We start from the raw sequence: 13,468 nt of genomic DNA, 5'->3' as shown, positions 1-13,468 counted from the left end.
AGCGGGCTGTTCTCTATAGGTTTATACCTTGGGGAACAGCCCTTTTTGTGTGGCAGGAAACCGTAATAACGGCGGGATTTTAGCATACGGCTAATATTACCAATACTACACTTTCGATTGCGCGAATGAGAAAGGCTTCTTTCAACCATAATAACCTCATACAACATCAAAGGAGGTGACATACATGGGATTCGCAGGTCAAGGTCAAGGACGCAACCGTTCTAACAATCTTGTCGTTCCTCAAGCTAGCGCAGCTCTTCAACAACTGAAAGCTGAAGCAGCTCAAGAACTGGGTGTGACTCTTCCTCAAGATGGTTACATGGGGAACTACACTTCCCGTGAAACCGGTTCTTTGGGTGGTTACATTACGAAACGTCTGGTTCAATTGGCTGAGCAGCAATTATCGGGTCGTTCGAACCTGTAATCGCATCTCTTCCCTCCAGCCGGAATAGAAAGAGGCGATCTTCTCCCCAAAGATCGCCTCTTTCACTATGTTATAAATAAGGTATACATAATAAGTTCATGGAATATTAGGATTCTGACACCGTCTCGGCATATGTATGTCGGGGATAACGTATCATTAGATTCGCCATATTATAGTTGGATTCAAGTATAGCATCAACGACAATCGTGCCTTGTCTTACCATAAATTCGTAACTGATTTCACCGTGTGTCCAGCGTCGCTTGTGCTTGAGACTTTCCAGTGCCATGGCTCGAAATGATAATTGCTGAGCTTCATTAAGTCCCGGCTCCTGAGAATCAAGGAAACCGTTGCGCCCTTGTACCGGATTATGTCGAATTCCGAATTTGCCAATGACATTATTTCGTATTTGAACAAATACCGTGCCGGAGTTAAGTCCTGCCAACTCCTCCTCTAATTCTTTAAAAACAATGTCCAATTGTCGGGCTAGCGAAAGCTGGTCCAATTGAATCATTCCAAACACCTCCTCAACAATACTTATTCCCTATATTTACTAGGGCTTGTGACTCATTATATGACAAACATATTGTCTGATCAACAATATTCAACACAATTGGGTAATAATCCCTAATATTGCATGAATGATTAGTTCATGCAAGTTTTTATATGTCATCTTTCGGGTTTTTACGACAAGCTATTCCGTGGTTTATCCATATGAAAAAGCGCGAGTACAGACGGAAATACATCCGTTTACTCGCGCTTTCGTATAGTCCCGCCAGTCGGGGGAAATGACTGTAAGGAGAGCAGCTGACAGTGTCGATTGCGACCTTCTGGCAGGAGCCTTGCAGCTCAGGCCTCCGATTCAGGGCTCGAGATGGTCAGCTTGGTCCGCAGCTCCACCATGCTTTCAGGTTCAAGCCGGATCAAGCCGGTTTCGGAATCTGGCAAATCCAGATTCGGAGCATTCGGAAGCCATGTATATGGCTCAATGCACAGGAACTGATCCGCGATGCCCTTGGTATACAGTACCCAGTGTTTGAAATAGGCACGGTCGGCAGAATAACGGATTTGATAACCGTCATTCCGGGTGAGCACCGCTTCGGCAGGCTGTCCTTCTGGAATTTTCAGAATCGTATCCAGATCGGCCTCCTTCAGATTCATGCCGCTGTTCAGCGGCTGGAGATGCCCCAGGGAAGCGGTGTCGCCTGTAGGAAGCAGCTCGCTGTTCAGCGTGTAGATCGCCTCAACCGGCAGCTGAAGCGTCCAGTTCTGCGGCTGTCCGTCCAGCAAAAACCACGTATGGTACCCAAGGCCGAACGGGACCGGCTGCTTTCCCATATGATGCACACGAAGGGTCTGGATGAACTGGTTGTTCTGGAGTCGAAAATTCATTTCAAGCTTCAAAGGTTCTGGAAACTGCGCGATCCATTTCGGATCGTCCGAGGTGACAAATTCCGTAGTGACGGCACATCCTTCATCGTCTTCTTCAATATCGCTGACGCACCACGCTTGGGTGCGATGCAAACCGTGAATATGATTATCATTGGCAGTGTTCTGTTCGAATTGGTATTCAACGCCGCCGTATTCAAACCGTCCTTTATCAATCCGGCCGGGCGGAATGAGCATCGGAATCCCGAAATGATACGGCTTCTGCAAATAGAAGGCCAGCTCGGTTTCATCCGGCTTCCGTAGAACTTGGCGATGGTTGTCTTTGTCCTTGATTTCAATAACATTGTTGCCTAAACGGGGAAGGAGTGTCACTTCAAGACGGCCGCTGTTAAGAGTATAAGTGTCGTAACCATTCCATTGACCTTTGGTCACTTGATTCATATCGATGCTCCTTTACTAACAGAAATCATTGTCTTGACGATTAACCACATCATAACAGATTTTTGCAGTGTACGTAAAAGAAAAGCTTCGAAACATAAGGACAAGTTCGGTCAAAATGGAATTGACAAGGGAAGTTCGGGGATTTATCATTTGCTTGTAACAAGTTCTCAATGACTTTAAACACGATGACAAGGACAAGTAGGCAGGCGCGGTCATTCTTCAGAAAGCCGATGGGTGATGCGAATCGGTGAAGCCGCTTTGCTGAATGGACCTTGGAGTGCCTTGGGCAGAACAGGAAGAAGCCTCGTGCTCCCTCCTTACTATGCGGGCCGGTTATTCTCCGTTATAAGAATCCAAGGCTGCGGCAATGATGTGCGACATCATGGTCCTGTTGCAGCGAATTAGGGTGGCACCACGGTCTCTCGTCCCTTTAGCGGATGAGGGCCTTTTTGTATTTCATGGATATTCAATAGGGAGGTTAAACGATATGAAAAAGGTACTTTCCGGCATTCAACCAAGCGGAAGCCTGACACTCGGCAACTATATCGGCGCGATGAAAAATTTCGTCAAGCTGCAGCATGAATCACAGTGCTATTTCATGGTGGTGGACCTGCATGCGATCACGGTTCCTCAGGAGCCGGCCGCGCTCAGGGAGCAATCGGAGGCGGTCGCTTCCCTGTTCGTGGCGGCGGGCATCGACCCGTCCAGCTCCAATGTCTTCCTTCAGTCCCATGTACCGGAGCATGCGGAGCTCGGATGGCTCATGACCACGCTTGTTCACATGGGAGAGCTGGAGCGGATGACGCAGTTCAAGGACAAGTCGGCGGGCAAAGAGTCCGTGGGTGCCGGCCTGTTTACTTATCCGGCGCTGATGGCGGCAGATATTCTGCTGTACAACGCCGATCTTGTGCCGGTAGGCGATGATCAGAAGCAGCATCTGGAGCTGACCCGCGACCTGGCGGCGCGCTTTAATCACCGCTTCGGTGAATATTTCACCATCCCGGAGCCATACATTCCGGAAGTGGGCGCACGAATCATGTCGCTGGACGATGCATCGAAAAAAATGAGCAAAAGCAGTCCGGTTGAAGGCAGTTATATTAAGCTGCTCGACTCTCCCGATCAGATTCGCAAAAAAATAAGCCGGGCGACAACGGATTCCGGCACAGAAGTGGTTTATGATCCGAAAGCGAAGCCTGAGATCAGCAATCTGATGAGCATCTATTCCGAATGCGCGGGAGTCTCGCTCCGAGAGGTTCAGGATCGTTTCGAAGGAAAGATGTACGGAGCTTTCAAAAAGGAGCTTGGCGAAGTCGTTGTGGCTGCGCTGGAGCCGCTCCAAACTAGATACTTCGAAATCCGCCAAACCGGGGAAATTCATGATATTCTGGCCCGGGGCCGAGAGCAGGCTCGTCAAACCGCCGCTGCAACGCTTCGCGATGTGAAGGAGAAGATGGGATTTCTGGCTCCGAAATAAATCCGCTTGCGGCCTGCAGCTGGGTCAGGAGCGCCTGCGTTTGGATTTAATGACGAATCCCCAGCCGATGTTCAGAATGGACAGCACGCCAAGCATGGCAGCAAGCCATCCGTTATAACTGATCGTCATGGCTGAAGCGCTAAGCAGGGCAATGGACGAGATTGCAAACCATAAGGATAAGCCTTTGCTCATATCAAGATTACCTCCCGGGAAGTGTAAACTAAAAAAATACGAATAACGTTGCGATAAAGAGCCATAATAAGTTTGCAAGCTTGCACTGGAACATCAGACATTCAGTGAAGGGAGACAATAATATGGCAAGAGGACGTTCTAGCAACAATCTGGTAGTGCCGCAAGCAACAGCCGCTCTTCAGCAACTGAAAATGGAGGCTGCCCGTGAGCTTGGAGTGACGATTCCGCAGGATGGTTACTACGGTAACTATACTTCTCGGGAAACCGGCTCCCTGGGTGGATATATTACTAAACGTCTGGTTCAACTGGCCGAGCAGTCCCTCTCCGGGTCTGGCCGTACACTGTAAATTTGTTTCTTAACCAATAAGCGATCACAGGCCTGGTGCTTCTATGCACCGGGCTTTTTATGCTGTGGATCGAGGTCAGAACGTCTAACTGAAATTGTGCCTTAAAGAAAGGTCTGGCGTCAAGATTGAGGCCTGGCAAAATTCACCGAATTGTCATACAGATCCGAACAATTGCGCGGGATTGCTCAACACTTTTTTGGAATGATATGATAAACTTTATAGCGGAGGCGGCACTTCCTCCATCATCGAAAGAACAAGGAGGAATATTGTACACGTGGACAATCGCTTGAGATACCAGTCTCCTTCAGAATCGGCGGCCCTCGCGTCCGCTGCACCCGCAGATCAGCCAGCGGGAACATGGAAAGATTTTATCACTGTGACGAAACCCGGAATTCTCCGGTCTAATTTAATAGCAGCTTTTGCCGGATTTTGGCTTGCTTCCAAGTGGGACATCCAGTTCGGACTGTTGGTCTCCACACTGCTGGGAACCGTACTTGTCATGGCATCCTCCTGCGTGTTCAATAACTACTTCGACCGGGAGCTTGACATGAAGATGGAGCGGACCCGGGATCGCTCGCTGCCAACGGGACGTTTGAGCCCGAAGGTCGTGCTGTGGTATGCGATCATACTGGGCATCGCCGGCCTCTCGATATTGTTCCTGTTCTCAGGGCTGCTCGCAGGCATCTTCGGCGTTGTCGGGATGTTTGTGTACGTGGTCATTTACACGTTGTGGCTTAAGCGCTCATCGACCTGGAGCACGTCGGTCGGGGCGATCTCGGGAGCGATGCCGCCCGTCATCGGTTATGTAGCTGTTACCCATCGCGTCGATATGGGGGCTATTCTGCTGTTTGCGATGCTGTTTCTGTGGCAGCCGCCGCATTTCTGGGCGCTTGGCATCCGGCGTGTGGAAGAATATCGGGCGGCCGGTTTTCCGTTGCTGCCGGTAGTGAAGGGCATTCGGCGCACGAAGTTTCAAATGATTCCGTATCTGGTGTTGTTGGTACCGCTGCCAATATTGATGTACACCTACGGATATGCAGGCGTGTTTTTCCTGGTCATCGGCCTTCTGCTGGCGATCGGATGGCTCTATACGGCGTTGCAAGGCTTTCGAGCCAAGGATGACGAAGCTTGGTCCAAAAAAGTGTTCCTATTCTCGATCAACTATTTGACCTTGAGCCTGATCGTTCTCATCCTGAACACGTCTTTCTAAGACGGTGCTCGAAGCTGGCTAGCGGCGAGTCATGCAAGGCTGATGAGATGAAGGGAGACTTATAAGATGAACGGATTGAAACAACATAAATGGAGCTGGCTGCTGCTGGTTGTCTGTATGATCGCGGCAGTCTATCTGGTATATAATGCGCTTGATTTCGGCAAGGAGAAGCTGCCGGTCATTCGCGAAGTCGGGGACTTCACCATGGAGAATGTAGACGGTGCTACGGTCTCGCGGGATGATACGGCCGGTCAAGTCCGGCTGATGTATTTCTACTTTACGAGCTGCCCGGATGTGTGTCCGGTGACGACCTTCCTGCTGTCCCAAATTCAGGACGAGCTGAAGAAGGAGGAAGGTGTTTTCGGCGAGAAGGTATCCTTCGTATCCATCTCGTTTGATCCGGAAACGGATACCCGGGAGAAGATCAAGGAGTTTGGCGACCGGTTCTATGCGGATTACGACGGCTGGTACTTCCTTCGGGGGGATCAAGAGGAGACGCGGACACTGATGCGGGATTCGTTCAAAATCCCTCTGCTCGGAAACGATGCCACCAACTATACCCACGGCAATTACATCGCGCTCGTGGACAGGGACAACAACATCCGCAAGATGTATAATGCGGCTATTCCGCAGGATGTGGAGATCGATGAAGTGGTGAAAGATATATACAACTTGATCAACGAATAGATGCGCATGACAGCAAAGCGCCTGTCCACTTGTGTGGCGGGCGCTTTGTTGTGTCTATTGGCGGAGGCGTGGCGGAGAATGCGCAGCTGGTGGTTGGTGGTTGCTGGATGGGGCAGCCTATCGGTCAGGGCCTTCTTGGAAGGCGGTGCTCAATTGTACCGCTGTAACCGGAAAGGCCCGGTTCGTGCTCCGGGGGAGGATATATAATGAACTCTTCAAGTCCGGCTTTTTCCAGTTGAGCGATCAAATATTCATCGGGCGTTCCTTCAACGCCCGCATAGCCGCGCCGGGTGTACAATTGAACAGCGTCTGGAAACGCATCGCGCAGAATGGCCCGGATTTTCTTGCCGGAGCTGTCGTTGTCCATAAACAGGTAGACTTCATGATCCCTGACCTGTTTGCGAAGCGATTCCAGCTTGGCGGTGTTCAGGGTGCCGAACGTACATAGAATGGTAATGTCGGACGTTAGCAGCCTGCGAAGGCGGCTGCGGTCATTTTTTCCTTCCACGATCATATAAATCGACATCAACTCACCTCGGTCAGGTTACAGACGTTTTGGGTATGTCACTAGTGTAACTTGGATTCCCTGATTCATGCAAAAAACCGAAGCGATAGTACAAGAGGGACAGCCGAGCTGCTACACAGGCTTGAGCATGTGAAAAAGCCCCCATCGGTCTATAGGACCTGCGGGAGCCATGAGGGAAGGATACGAACTGGGGATTAATAATAGTAGCCGCTAAGAATGATAACGAGCAATATATACAGCACCAGAATCGCGCCTACAGAATATCCTCCGCCTACCGGAGATTTATGGTGATGATGCTTATGCACATGACTCATCCATGTTCACCCCTTAGGTCTGATGTCCGTGGTCATTTGCCACACTGTATCTTATGTCAAATGTCCCGCAACGATTGTGCATCGGCCCAAATCAGGCGTTTTGGGCACATGTTCAGGATGCTGCGCTTGAAGTTATGGTCTGTCTGCGGGCGAAGCTCCGAAATATGGTCCGCTGCCTAGGTCGAAATCGGCTGATCAGCCGGGCGAATGCGCTCTACCGGGCGCCGCTGGTTCGGCAGCAGCATCAGCACAACCATAAGCAGGACGAAGGCGATGAAATAAGGAGAGATGAATGCGCGCAGCTGACCGGCTGCAATCGGACCGGCAAACGATCCAAGTGACATCGCAATCGATTGATACGAGAAGACACGGCCGAGCCTCGTCCCGCCGCTAAGCTCAATAAAGAGTGAGGATAGTGCCGGAAACAAGATGCCTTTGCAAAGGCCGAGAATGAACAGGATAGCTGTAAGCGGGATCTGCCCGATACCGGCCAAGGCATAGAAGCACAGCGCGAACCCAAGCATGCCGAAAGCGACACGGGGATAAGGCTCATACCGGTTCAGAAACAGCATGCACAGCGTGATCAGCGCTCCGAGGCTGACAACCGAGAACAGAAGGCCGGTGGACAGAATGCTCGCTTTCCCGCTCTCTCGCAGCGGAATTTCAAAAAAGAGGATGCCCTGAGAGCAAGCGATGGCAAAAGGGAGCAAATATAGACGAAGACTGAAGGGAAGACGCGCATCAGTCTCCTTCTTGTCCCCGGTTTCGGGGCTGGCCGAGTTGGCTGGAACGGGGGCTCTCTTCGGCAGGCTTAGATAAGCCATAAGTCCGGTGAGGATCAGCAGCCAGCCGAGGCTTTGAAAGGTGCCGGAGAAGCCGGTGTTGGCTACGATAAAGGCGCCTGCAGCAGGGGAGAGCACAGAGGCCAGCGTATGGATGACGCCGTGGCCGGACATGTACTTGCCCTGCGTTACCGGATCCCGGGACAGGGAGGCCAGGAGCGCAAGACAGGCCGGCGACAGGAAGGCGAGCACAAAGCCGCTGATGGAACGCAGGACGAGGAGCTGCCAGGGCCACTGGACATGTGCCTGCAGCAGAAGCACAATGCCGGCCGCTGTCAGGCTGAAGATGATGTAGCGTCTGCTGCCATGGCGGTCAATGAGGCCGCCGGCAATCAGATTGCCCGGCAGATGGGTGAGTGCATAGATGCCCATCATCCATCCGATAAAGGCCGGCGCTGCGCCAAGGGATATGGCGAACGGCGTCAATACGGGATACTGTGCGTGAAGATCAAAAAAGGCCAGGAACAAAAACATATAGAGCCATAATGCAGTTTTCAAGACGGCACCTCCAACCCGGCAAAAGATGTTATGTTACTACTTGTACGTTGGAATGGGCAAGCTTATACCTTTTCAATGTCCGGGAGGGTTGGCTGACAGAGCAACTGGGAATCATGTATAATTAACAAGGGCGGCCCGTGTGAGCTGTCTGAAGAGTCTACGGGAGTGAAGGATTATGAATACGGAAGTGTGGATAGAGTTTCTGAAGCAAAACTGGCTCGTCATTGTCATCGCCCTGATCGTATTGTTTGTTGTTCTCAATGTGGTGAGGACGGTTGTCAAATGGGCCCTCGCTGTGCTGATCATTGCAGGTTTGCTGATTTACAGCGGCATTTCGCTTGATCAGATCAAGGATGTCGTGTCTACGGTGACCGATGAGACCATCGACACCGTGAAGACGGAGGCACTGAATATGATGATGAAAGAAGCGCAAGAAGCTACGTATGTTAGCAACGGCGACGGCAGCTTCTCCATTACGGCCCCGAATTTGCAGCTTAAGGGGGAGTCCGGCTCCAATGAAGTTGAAGTGACTTTCAGAGGGGTTCCTGTGGGCAAATGGGAAATGAATGACACCATTCGCAGCTATATTGACAGCGCCAGAAATAACACCGGGTCCAATCAAGGCTGACAGAAATACGGAAGATGGTTCGTCTCGGCTTGAATGGCAACGATCGACTAGGTGCAGAACTCTTCCTCGTATACCAACAATGACATCATCCGGGAGGGGAGGATTATGCCCATGATGACAGAATGGTTGAATAGTTTGAAAGAGGGCAACGGGATTACGGTTCTGTTGCTCCTGGTTATATTGTTCTCGATATTTCAGGGCTGGAATCGCGGCGCTTCGCGATCAGCCGGAAAGCTCGTTCATTTTGTGGGGGATGCGCTTCTTCGTTTGATTGCGCTCGCTATCTCTGTGCCGTTTACGTTGTGGCTGTCCCCGAAAGCCGGGGACTGGCTTACGAAGCTTGGCAGCTCGCTACCAGACCGGGAGTTGAAGCTGTGGGAGCAGATGTACTATACGGCAGTAAGATCGATCGCGGACTTCCCGCTGCTTCGGTTTGCACTGCTGTTCATCATCGGTTACGGGCTGGTCGGCTTCATGCTCCGTCTGCTGGCTGCGATGACGCTTGGCAGCCGGATCAGCTTGTTCGGCCCGGGACGGGATTCTTCCGCATCGCTGCTCAGCCGATTGGCCGGAGCGGGCATCGGGGGCGTCATCGGAGCCGCTCGCAGCATCATCCTGATTGCGATTTTGTTCATTTGGGTCAGCTTGAATCCCGACAACGGCTTCAGCCGTTATGTCGAGGCCTCCCCGGTCTACAAGCAGGGAGCGCAAGCGGTGATTGAGCCTCTGTCAGGGACGATCGTCCGCGAGAGATTGCCGGTCTTCACGCAATCGGTTCAGGAAGAGCTGAACGGAATCATTCAGCGGAAGTATGAGGTCATCGATCACCAGATACCGGAGGGCATTGAGCAAACGGCTTCCCATATCGTGGAGGGAGCTGAGACCGATGAGGAGAAAGCGCGCAGGCTGTATGACTGGGTCGGCACCCGCATCGCTTATGATCATGAGAAGGTGCGCTTGTACGAAGAGCATCGCATCTGGAAGGAACAGACACCGGAGGATACCTACAATACCCGGCTTGGTGTCTGCATCGATTATGCCCGCCTGTACGCCATGATGGCCCGCTCGCAGGATTTGGATGTGCGAGTTGTGACCGGGCGGGGGTATAATGGTCAGGGCGGCTATGGCCCGCACGCCTGGAATGAAGTATACCTCAGCGAGGAAGGACGATGGGTTCCGCTTGATCCTACCTGGGCACAGAGCGGTGACTGGTTCAACCCGCCGCGCTTCAACGAAACGCATATCAAGGAGCAGGTCTTCTAGAGGGCCGAGGCTTCGTTAATCATTAAGCTTTAGAGGCGGGCTTTCGGGTGAAAGTCCGCCTTTCCTAGGTTCTCCGGATGAAGCGGCTTATCATTTTGTGTTAATATGAATTTATGTGATTGGGATAAAGGGGAGAAGCTTAAAGTGAAAGGGTTTAAGCCGGACAACAAACAGAACGAAGGGGAATCCAGCAATCAGTTTAATTTGCGGATCAATGTGTTTTTCTTCAGTACATTCATTCTATTTTGTATCATTATCGTTCGATTGGCGATTCTCCAATTTGTAGAGGGGCCTCAGCTTCAGGGACAGGAAACCGGCGGCCAGTCAAGAAGCTTCCCGCTTCAGCCGATCCGGGGAAGCATCGTGGATGCCTCCGGTACGCCGCTTGCTTATTCGACAGCTTCTCAATCGCTGTATATTACGCTGCTGAAGGATTACAGTTCTTCGGAGAGAGGGCAGCAGAATCGGCCTGAGATCGAAGAAGTGGCCGAGCAAATGGTCAAGGTATTTGATGAGTACGGGGACCCGGATGGGGAGCAGATGACCGTTGATGATGTCATCAAAGCGATGGACCTGGAGTTTAACAAGCAGCCCGGGTATGAGCCGCGACGGATCAAGAGCAATCTGACGCCTGAGGAAGTGGCGTATTTTCTGGAGCACAAAAATATATTTGCTGGCGTAGAGGTAGTGGAAGAAAGCTCGCGCCATTACAATACGGACCGCATTGCGGTACAGACCATCGGTTATTTACGGGAGTTTAAAGGGACTAAGGATCTGAACAAATATAAGGAGATCGATGAGCAGAACCGAACCCAGGAGGATCCGGGGCTGATCTATACCGAGCAGGAGAAGGTCGGTGTAGATGGACTCGAAATGATGTTCCAGGAGGAGCTTCGCGGTAAGAATGGCTACATCAGCATTCCGATCAATCCGCAAAATATGGCGGAAGGCGTGCCAACGATGGTGCCGCCGGAGAAAGGCTACAATGTCCACTCTACGATCCACAAGGATATTCAGCTGGCAGCACAGGAGGCGATCCTGGAGCAGCTGCAATGGCTGCACACCAATCCGGTCTCCGGCAAGCTTCACAGGGATGCGCTGACCGGTTACGCAGTCGCTATGGAGGTCGATACCGGAAACATCGTGGCGATGGCAAGCATGCCGGACTATGATCCGAACGTGTGGGAGAACGGATCGGACGATTGGGAGTCGGTCATGAAGTATTACCGCAACGGTACGATTTCGCCATACAGCTCCGGCAGATCAGGCAATAATCTGGAATCTGTGCTGCTGCTCGGTTCCACCGTCAAGCCGCTCAGCGTGCTGATTGGATTGAACGAGAATCTGTTTGGCGTGAATGAATACTATCCGGACATCGGATATGCCCAGATCGGGAAAGACCCGCGTCAAATCCGAAACTCGGGAAGCCGGGCGTTCGGTTCGCTGAATGCAATAACCGCCATTCAGAACTCCTCTAATGCCTATATGATCGATATGGTGGCAGAACGGCTGTTTGGCAAATACGGTTCCAAAGGTCTTGATGTATGGAATGACTATATGGAAGCCTTTGGCCTTGGCGTCTCGACAGGCTCTGGTCTTCCGAATGAGTTCCTGGGCCGGAAGGAATACAACAATGTAGAGCAGATGGGTAGCTCGCTGGCGTCGCTGGCCTTCTCATCCTTCGGTCAAGGGGGCAAGTATACCACGCTGCAGCTGGCTCAATACGCCGCAACTCTGGCAAACCGAGGCGAGCGGATCAAGCCGCAGCTGGCGACGGAGATTGTTGACCATAACGGCAATGTCGTGAAGAAGTTCGAACGGGAAGTTCTGAACAAGATGGAATTTTCGAAGGAACACTGGGATGCGGTCATTAAAGGCATGAACACGCAGGGTCTGCGGGCATTTGATGATTTCAGGTACGATTTTGCCAGAAAAACCGGTACGTCCGAGCAGGATATTTACATTAATGGAACGCGCAAACGGGTGGATAACGGTGTGTTTATCGCTTTTGCACCGCGTGAGAATCCGAAGCTGGCGGTAGCTGTAGTTATACCGGAGGGCGGATTCGGCTCCCAGAGCGCTGCGCCGATCGCGCGCAAAATATTCGACGCCTATGATGAAATCTACGGGCTCGACGGAACACCGCATCCGAAGCAAGACCTAGAAACGGAGCAGGAGGATGGAGAGCAGGGTGAGGGCGGGGAGAACCAGTAAGCCATAATCGGGGGAGCTCCCGCCGCCTCTGTGCTGAATAGACAGGCCGTGGGGAGCCTATCCCTGTGGCCTGTCTTTTGTTATGGTGAAACGAAATACACCTCCGGAACGTATATGCACAAGGTATGACTGAGACTGCCTGCTGGGGATGTCTGCCGATCTTTTTTGCTTCCTATTTATTTGTGGTAAAATGTCGTTATGTTTATGCGTGAGCTATAAAAGGTGTGGGATCGAACGCACCAGATCATGTTTGGAGAAACCAAGGGGGATGAACCATGGATTATAAATACCGGCTGCTGGCCTTGGACATGGATGGAACACTGCTTCAGGACAATCATGAAATCTCTGACGAGACGGTGAAATGGATCAAGGAGGCGGTCCGCCGCGGCATCTATGTATGCCTGTCCACCGGCCGGCCGTTCAAGGATGCATATCCTTACGCGAAACAGCTGGAGCTGATGACGCCGATGGTGACGGTGAACGGGAGCGAAGTATGGCGGGCGCCGTATGAGCTTCACCGCCGTGCGCTGCTCGACAGCAAGCTGGTGAAGCAGATGCATGAGCTGGCAGTGGAGACGGGCGCATGGTTCTGGGCCTACACCGTTGACCGGCTTTACAATGACACTCACTGGATTGATGATGTGGAGGGCCAGGAATGGCTGAAGTTTGGGTATACGACCGAGGATGATGAGGTCCGGCATCGGATTCTGATGTCCTTGCAGGATATGGGCGGACTGGAAATCACCAATTCCTCGCCGTATAACCTGGAGATTAACCCGATGGGCGTCAACAAAGCGACGGGCATCAGGCAGGTGTGCGAGCTGCTGGGCATTGAGATGTCCCAGGTCGTTGCCGTTGGCGACAGCTTGAACGATCTGGCGGTGATACAGCAGGCCGGACTCGGTGTGGCGATGGGCAATGCCCAACAGACCGTGAAGGATGAGGCGGATCTGGTCGTGTCCAGCAACAACGAGGACGGCATTGTCGAGGTGATCCGGGATCATATTTTGATCGAAGGGTGA

The 13,468-nt window shown here is 52.0% G+C and carries 14 protein-coding genes and 1 other annotated feature; of the genes, 9 read left to right on the top strand and 5 right to left on the bottom strand.

From position 1 onward, the window contains the following. Window positions 1-184: 184 nt before the first annotated feature. On the top strand, window positions 185-424 hold the full coding sequence (locus CHH75_RS11250; protein WP_095264638.1) for an alpha/beta-type small acid-soluble spore protein: 240 nt from the start codon (window positions 185-187) through the stop codon (window positions 422-424). 106 nt (window positions 425-530) lie between these two features. Here the strand turns inward: CHH75_RS11250 and CHH75_RS11245 are convergent, their stop codons facing one another. Both CHH75_RS11245 and CHH75_RS11240 read right to left on the bottom strand, forming a co-directional pair. Then, window positions 531-935 carry an O-methyltransferase gene (locus tag CHH75_RS11245; protein WP_095264639.1) on the bottom strand — a complete coding sequence of 135 codons (405 nt, stop codon included), beginning with the start codon at window positions 933-935 and terminating at the stop codon, window positions 531-533. A gap of 335 nt (window positions 936-1,270) precedes the next feature. Then, on the bottom strand, window positions 1,271-2,251 hold the full coding sequence (locus CHH75_RS11240; protein WP_095398169.1) for an aldose 1-epimerase: 981 nt from the start codon (window positions 2,249-2,251) through the stop codon (window positions 1,271-1,273). A 176-nt stretch (window positions 2,252-2,427) separates the two neighbouring features. Beyond that, window positions 2,428-2,684 (top strand) — a binding site (T-box leader). Window positions 2,685-2,738: 54 nt separating this feature from the next. Here CHH75_RS11240 and trpS point away from each other — a divergent pair. Beyond that, window positions 2,739-3,725: a tryptophan--tRNA ligase gene (gene trpS / locus CHH75_RS11235; protein WP_095264641.1), complete on the top strand. Its 987-nt coding sequence runs from the start codon at window positions 2,739-2,741 to the stop codon at window positions 3,723-3,725. Window positions 3,726-3,749: 24 nt separating this feature from the next. Here trpS and CHH75_RS24845 read toward each other — a convergent pair whose 3' ends face one another. Beyond that, window positions 3,750-3,917 carry a hypothetical protein gene (locus CHH75_RS24845; RefSeq protein ID WP_176475528.1) on the bottom strand — a complete coding sequence of 56 codons (168 nt, stop codon included), beginning with the start codon at window positions 3,915-3,917 and terminating at the stop codon, window positions 3,750-3,752. A 122-nt stretch (window positions 3,918-4,039) separates the two neighbouring features. On the opposite strand from CHH75_RS24845, the gene CHH75_RS11230 reads away from it, so the two are divergent. The 3 genes from CHH75_RS11230 (at window position 4,040) to CHH75_RS11220 (ending at window position 6,161) form a co-directional block, all read left to right on the top strand. Beyond that, on the top strand, window positions 4,040-4,264 hold the full coding sequence (locus CHH75_RS11230; protein WP_095264642.1) for an alpha/beta-type small acid-soluble spore protein: 225 nt from the start codon (window positions 4,040-4,042) through the stop codon (window positions 4,262-4,264). A 274-nt stretch (window positions 4,265-4,538) separates the two neighbouring features. Continuing rightward, window positions 4,539-5,474 (top strand): heme o synthase, encoded by a 936-nt coding sequence (gene cyoE, locus CHH75_RS11225; protein WP_095264643.1) that lies wholly within the window; start codon window positions 4,539-4,541, stop codon window positions 5,472-5,474. Window positions 5,475-5,540: 66 nt separating this feature from the next. Next, on the top strand, window positions 5,541-6,161 hold the full coding sequence (locus CHH75_RS11220; protein WP_095264644.1) for an SCO family protein: 621 nt from the start codon (window positions 5,541-5,543) through the stop codon (window positions 6,159-6,161). A 124-nt stretch (window positions 6,162-6,285) separates the two neighbouring features. Here the strand turns inward: CHH75_RS11220 and CHH75_RS11215 are convergent, their stop codons facing one another. Continuing rightward, window positions 6,286-6,687, bottom strand: a complete 402-nt coding sequence (locus tag CHH75_RS11215; protein WP_230875688.1) for a toprim domain-containing protein — start codon at window positions 6,685-6,687, stop codon at window positions 6,286-6,288. A 490-nt stretch (window positions 6,688-7,177) separates the two neighbouring features. Further along, a complete protein-coding gene (locus tag CHH75_RS11210; protein ID WP_095264645.1) occupies window positions 7,178-8,341 on the bottom strand; it encodes an MFS transporter in 1,164 nt (387 codons plus the stop codon). A 175-nt stretch (window positions 8,342-8,516) separates the two neighbouring features. Between CHH75_RS11210 and CHH75_RS11205 the strand changes: the two genes are divergently transcribed. From CHH75_RS11205 to CHH75_RS11190, 4 genes are all read left to right on the top strand, one after another. Then, a complete protein-coding gene (locus CHH75_RS11205) occupies window positions 8,517-8,969 on the top strand; it encodes a hypothetical protein (RefSeq protein WP_095264646.1) in 453 nt (150 codons plus the stop codon). A gap of 111 nt (window positions 8,970-9,080) precedes the next feature. After that, a complete protein-coding gene (locus CHH75_RS11200) occupies window positions 9,081-10,232 on the top strand; it encodes a transglutaminase domain-containing protein (protein ID WP_095264647.1) in 1,152 nt (383 codons plus the stop codon). Window positions 10,233-10,376: 144 nt separating this feature from the next. Beyond that, the gene (locus CHH75_RS11195; protein WP_095264648.1) at window positions 10,377-12,446 is read left to right on the top strand and encodes a peptidoglycan D,D-transpeptidase FtsI family protein; all 2,070 of its coding nucleotides are present in this window, start codon (window positions 10,377-10,379) and stop codon (window positions 12,444-12,446) included. A gap of 275 nt (window positions 12,447-12,721) precedes the next feature. Beyond that, window positions 12,722-13,468, top strand: coding sequence for a Cof-type HAD-IIB family hydrolase (locus CHH75_RS11190; protein ID WP_095264649.1), 747 nt, complete (start codon window positions 12,722-12,724; stop codon window positions 13,466-13,468).

It is taken from the genome of Paenibacillus sp. 7541 (assembly GCF_002276395.1).
In the GTDB taxonomy this organism is placed as follows: domain Bacteria; phylum Bacillota; class Bacilli; order Paenibacillales; family Paenibacillaceae; genus Paenibacillus_AQ; species Paenibacillus_AQ campinasensis.
This window is presented reverse-complemented; position numbering and strand designations above follow the sequence as displayed.

What these genes read in the sequence shown, in the direction of transcription:
- CHH75_RS11215 (WP_230875688.1), bottom strand. Translation starts at nt 6,687, where the DNA reads ATGTCGATTTATATGATCGTGGAAGGAAAAAATGACCGCAGCCGCCTT.
- trpS (WP_095264641.1), top strand. Translation starts at nt 2,739, where the DNA reads ATGAAAAAGGTACTTTCCGGCATTCAACCAAGCGGAAGCCTGACACTC.
- CHH75_RS11205 (WP_095264646.1), top strand. Translation starts at nt 8,517, where the DNA reads ATGAATACGGAAGTGTGGATAGAGTTTCTGAAGCAAAACTGGCTCGTC.
- CHH75_RS11240 (WP_095398169.1), bottom strand. Translation starts at nt 2,251, where the DNA reads ATGAATCAAGTGACCAAAGGTCAATGGAATGGTTACGACACTTATACT.
- CHH75_RS11245 (WP_095264639.1), bottom strand. Translation starts at nt 935, where the DNA reads ATGATTCAATTGGACCAGCTTTCGCTAGCCCGACAATTGGACATTGTT.
- CHH75_RS11190 (WP_095264649.1), top strand. Translation starts at nt 12,722, where the DNA reads ATGGATTATAAATACCGGCTGCTGGCCTTGGACATGGATGGAACACTG.
- CHH75_RS11250 (WP_095264638.1), top strand. Translation starts at nt 185, where the DNA reads ATGGGATTCGCAGGTCAAGGTCAAGGACGCAACCGTTCTAACAATCTT.
- CHH75_RS24845 (WP_176475528.1), bottom strand. Translation starts at nt 3,917, where the DNA reads ATGAGCAAAGGCTTATCCTTATGGTTTGCAATCTCGTCCATTGCCCTG.
- CHH75_RS11220 (WP_095264644.1), top strand. Translation starts at nt 5,541, where the DNA reads ATGAACGGATTGAAACAACATAAATGGAGCTGGCTGCTGCTGGTTGTC.
- CHH75_RS11230 (WP_095264642.1), top strand. Translation starts at nt 4,040, where the DNA reads ATGGCAAGAGGACGTTCTAGCAACAATCTGGTAGTGCCGCAAGCAACA.
- CHH75_RS11200 (WP_095264647.1), top strand. Translation starts at nt 9,081, where the DNA reads ATGATGACAGAATGGTTGAATAGTTTGAAAGAGGGCAACGGGATTACG.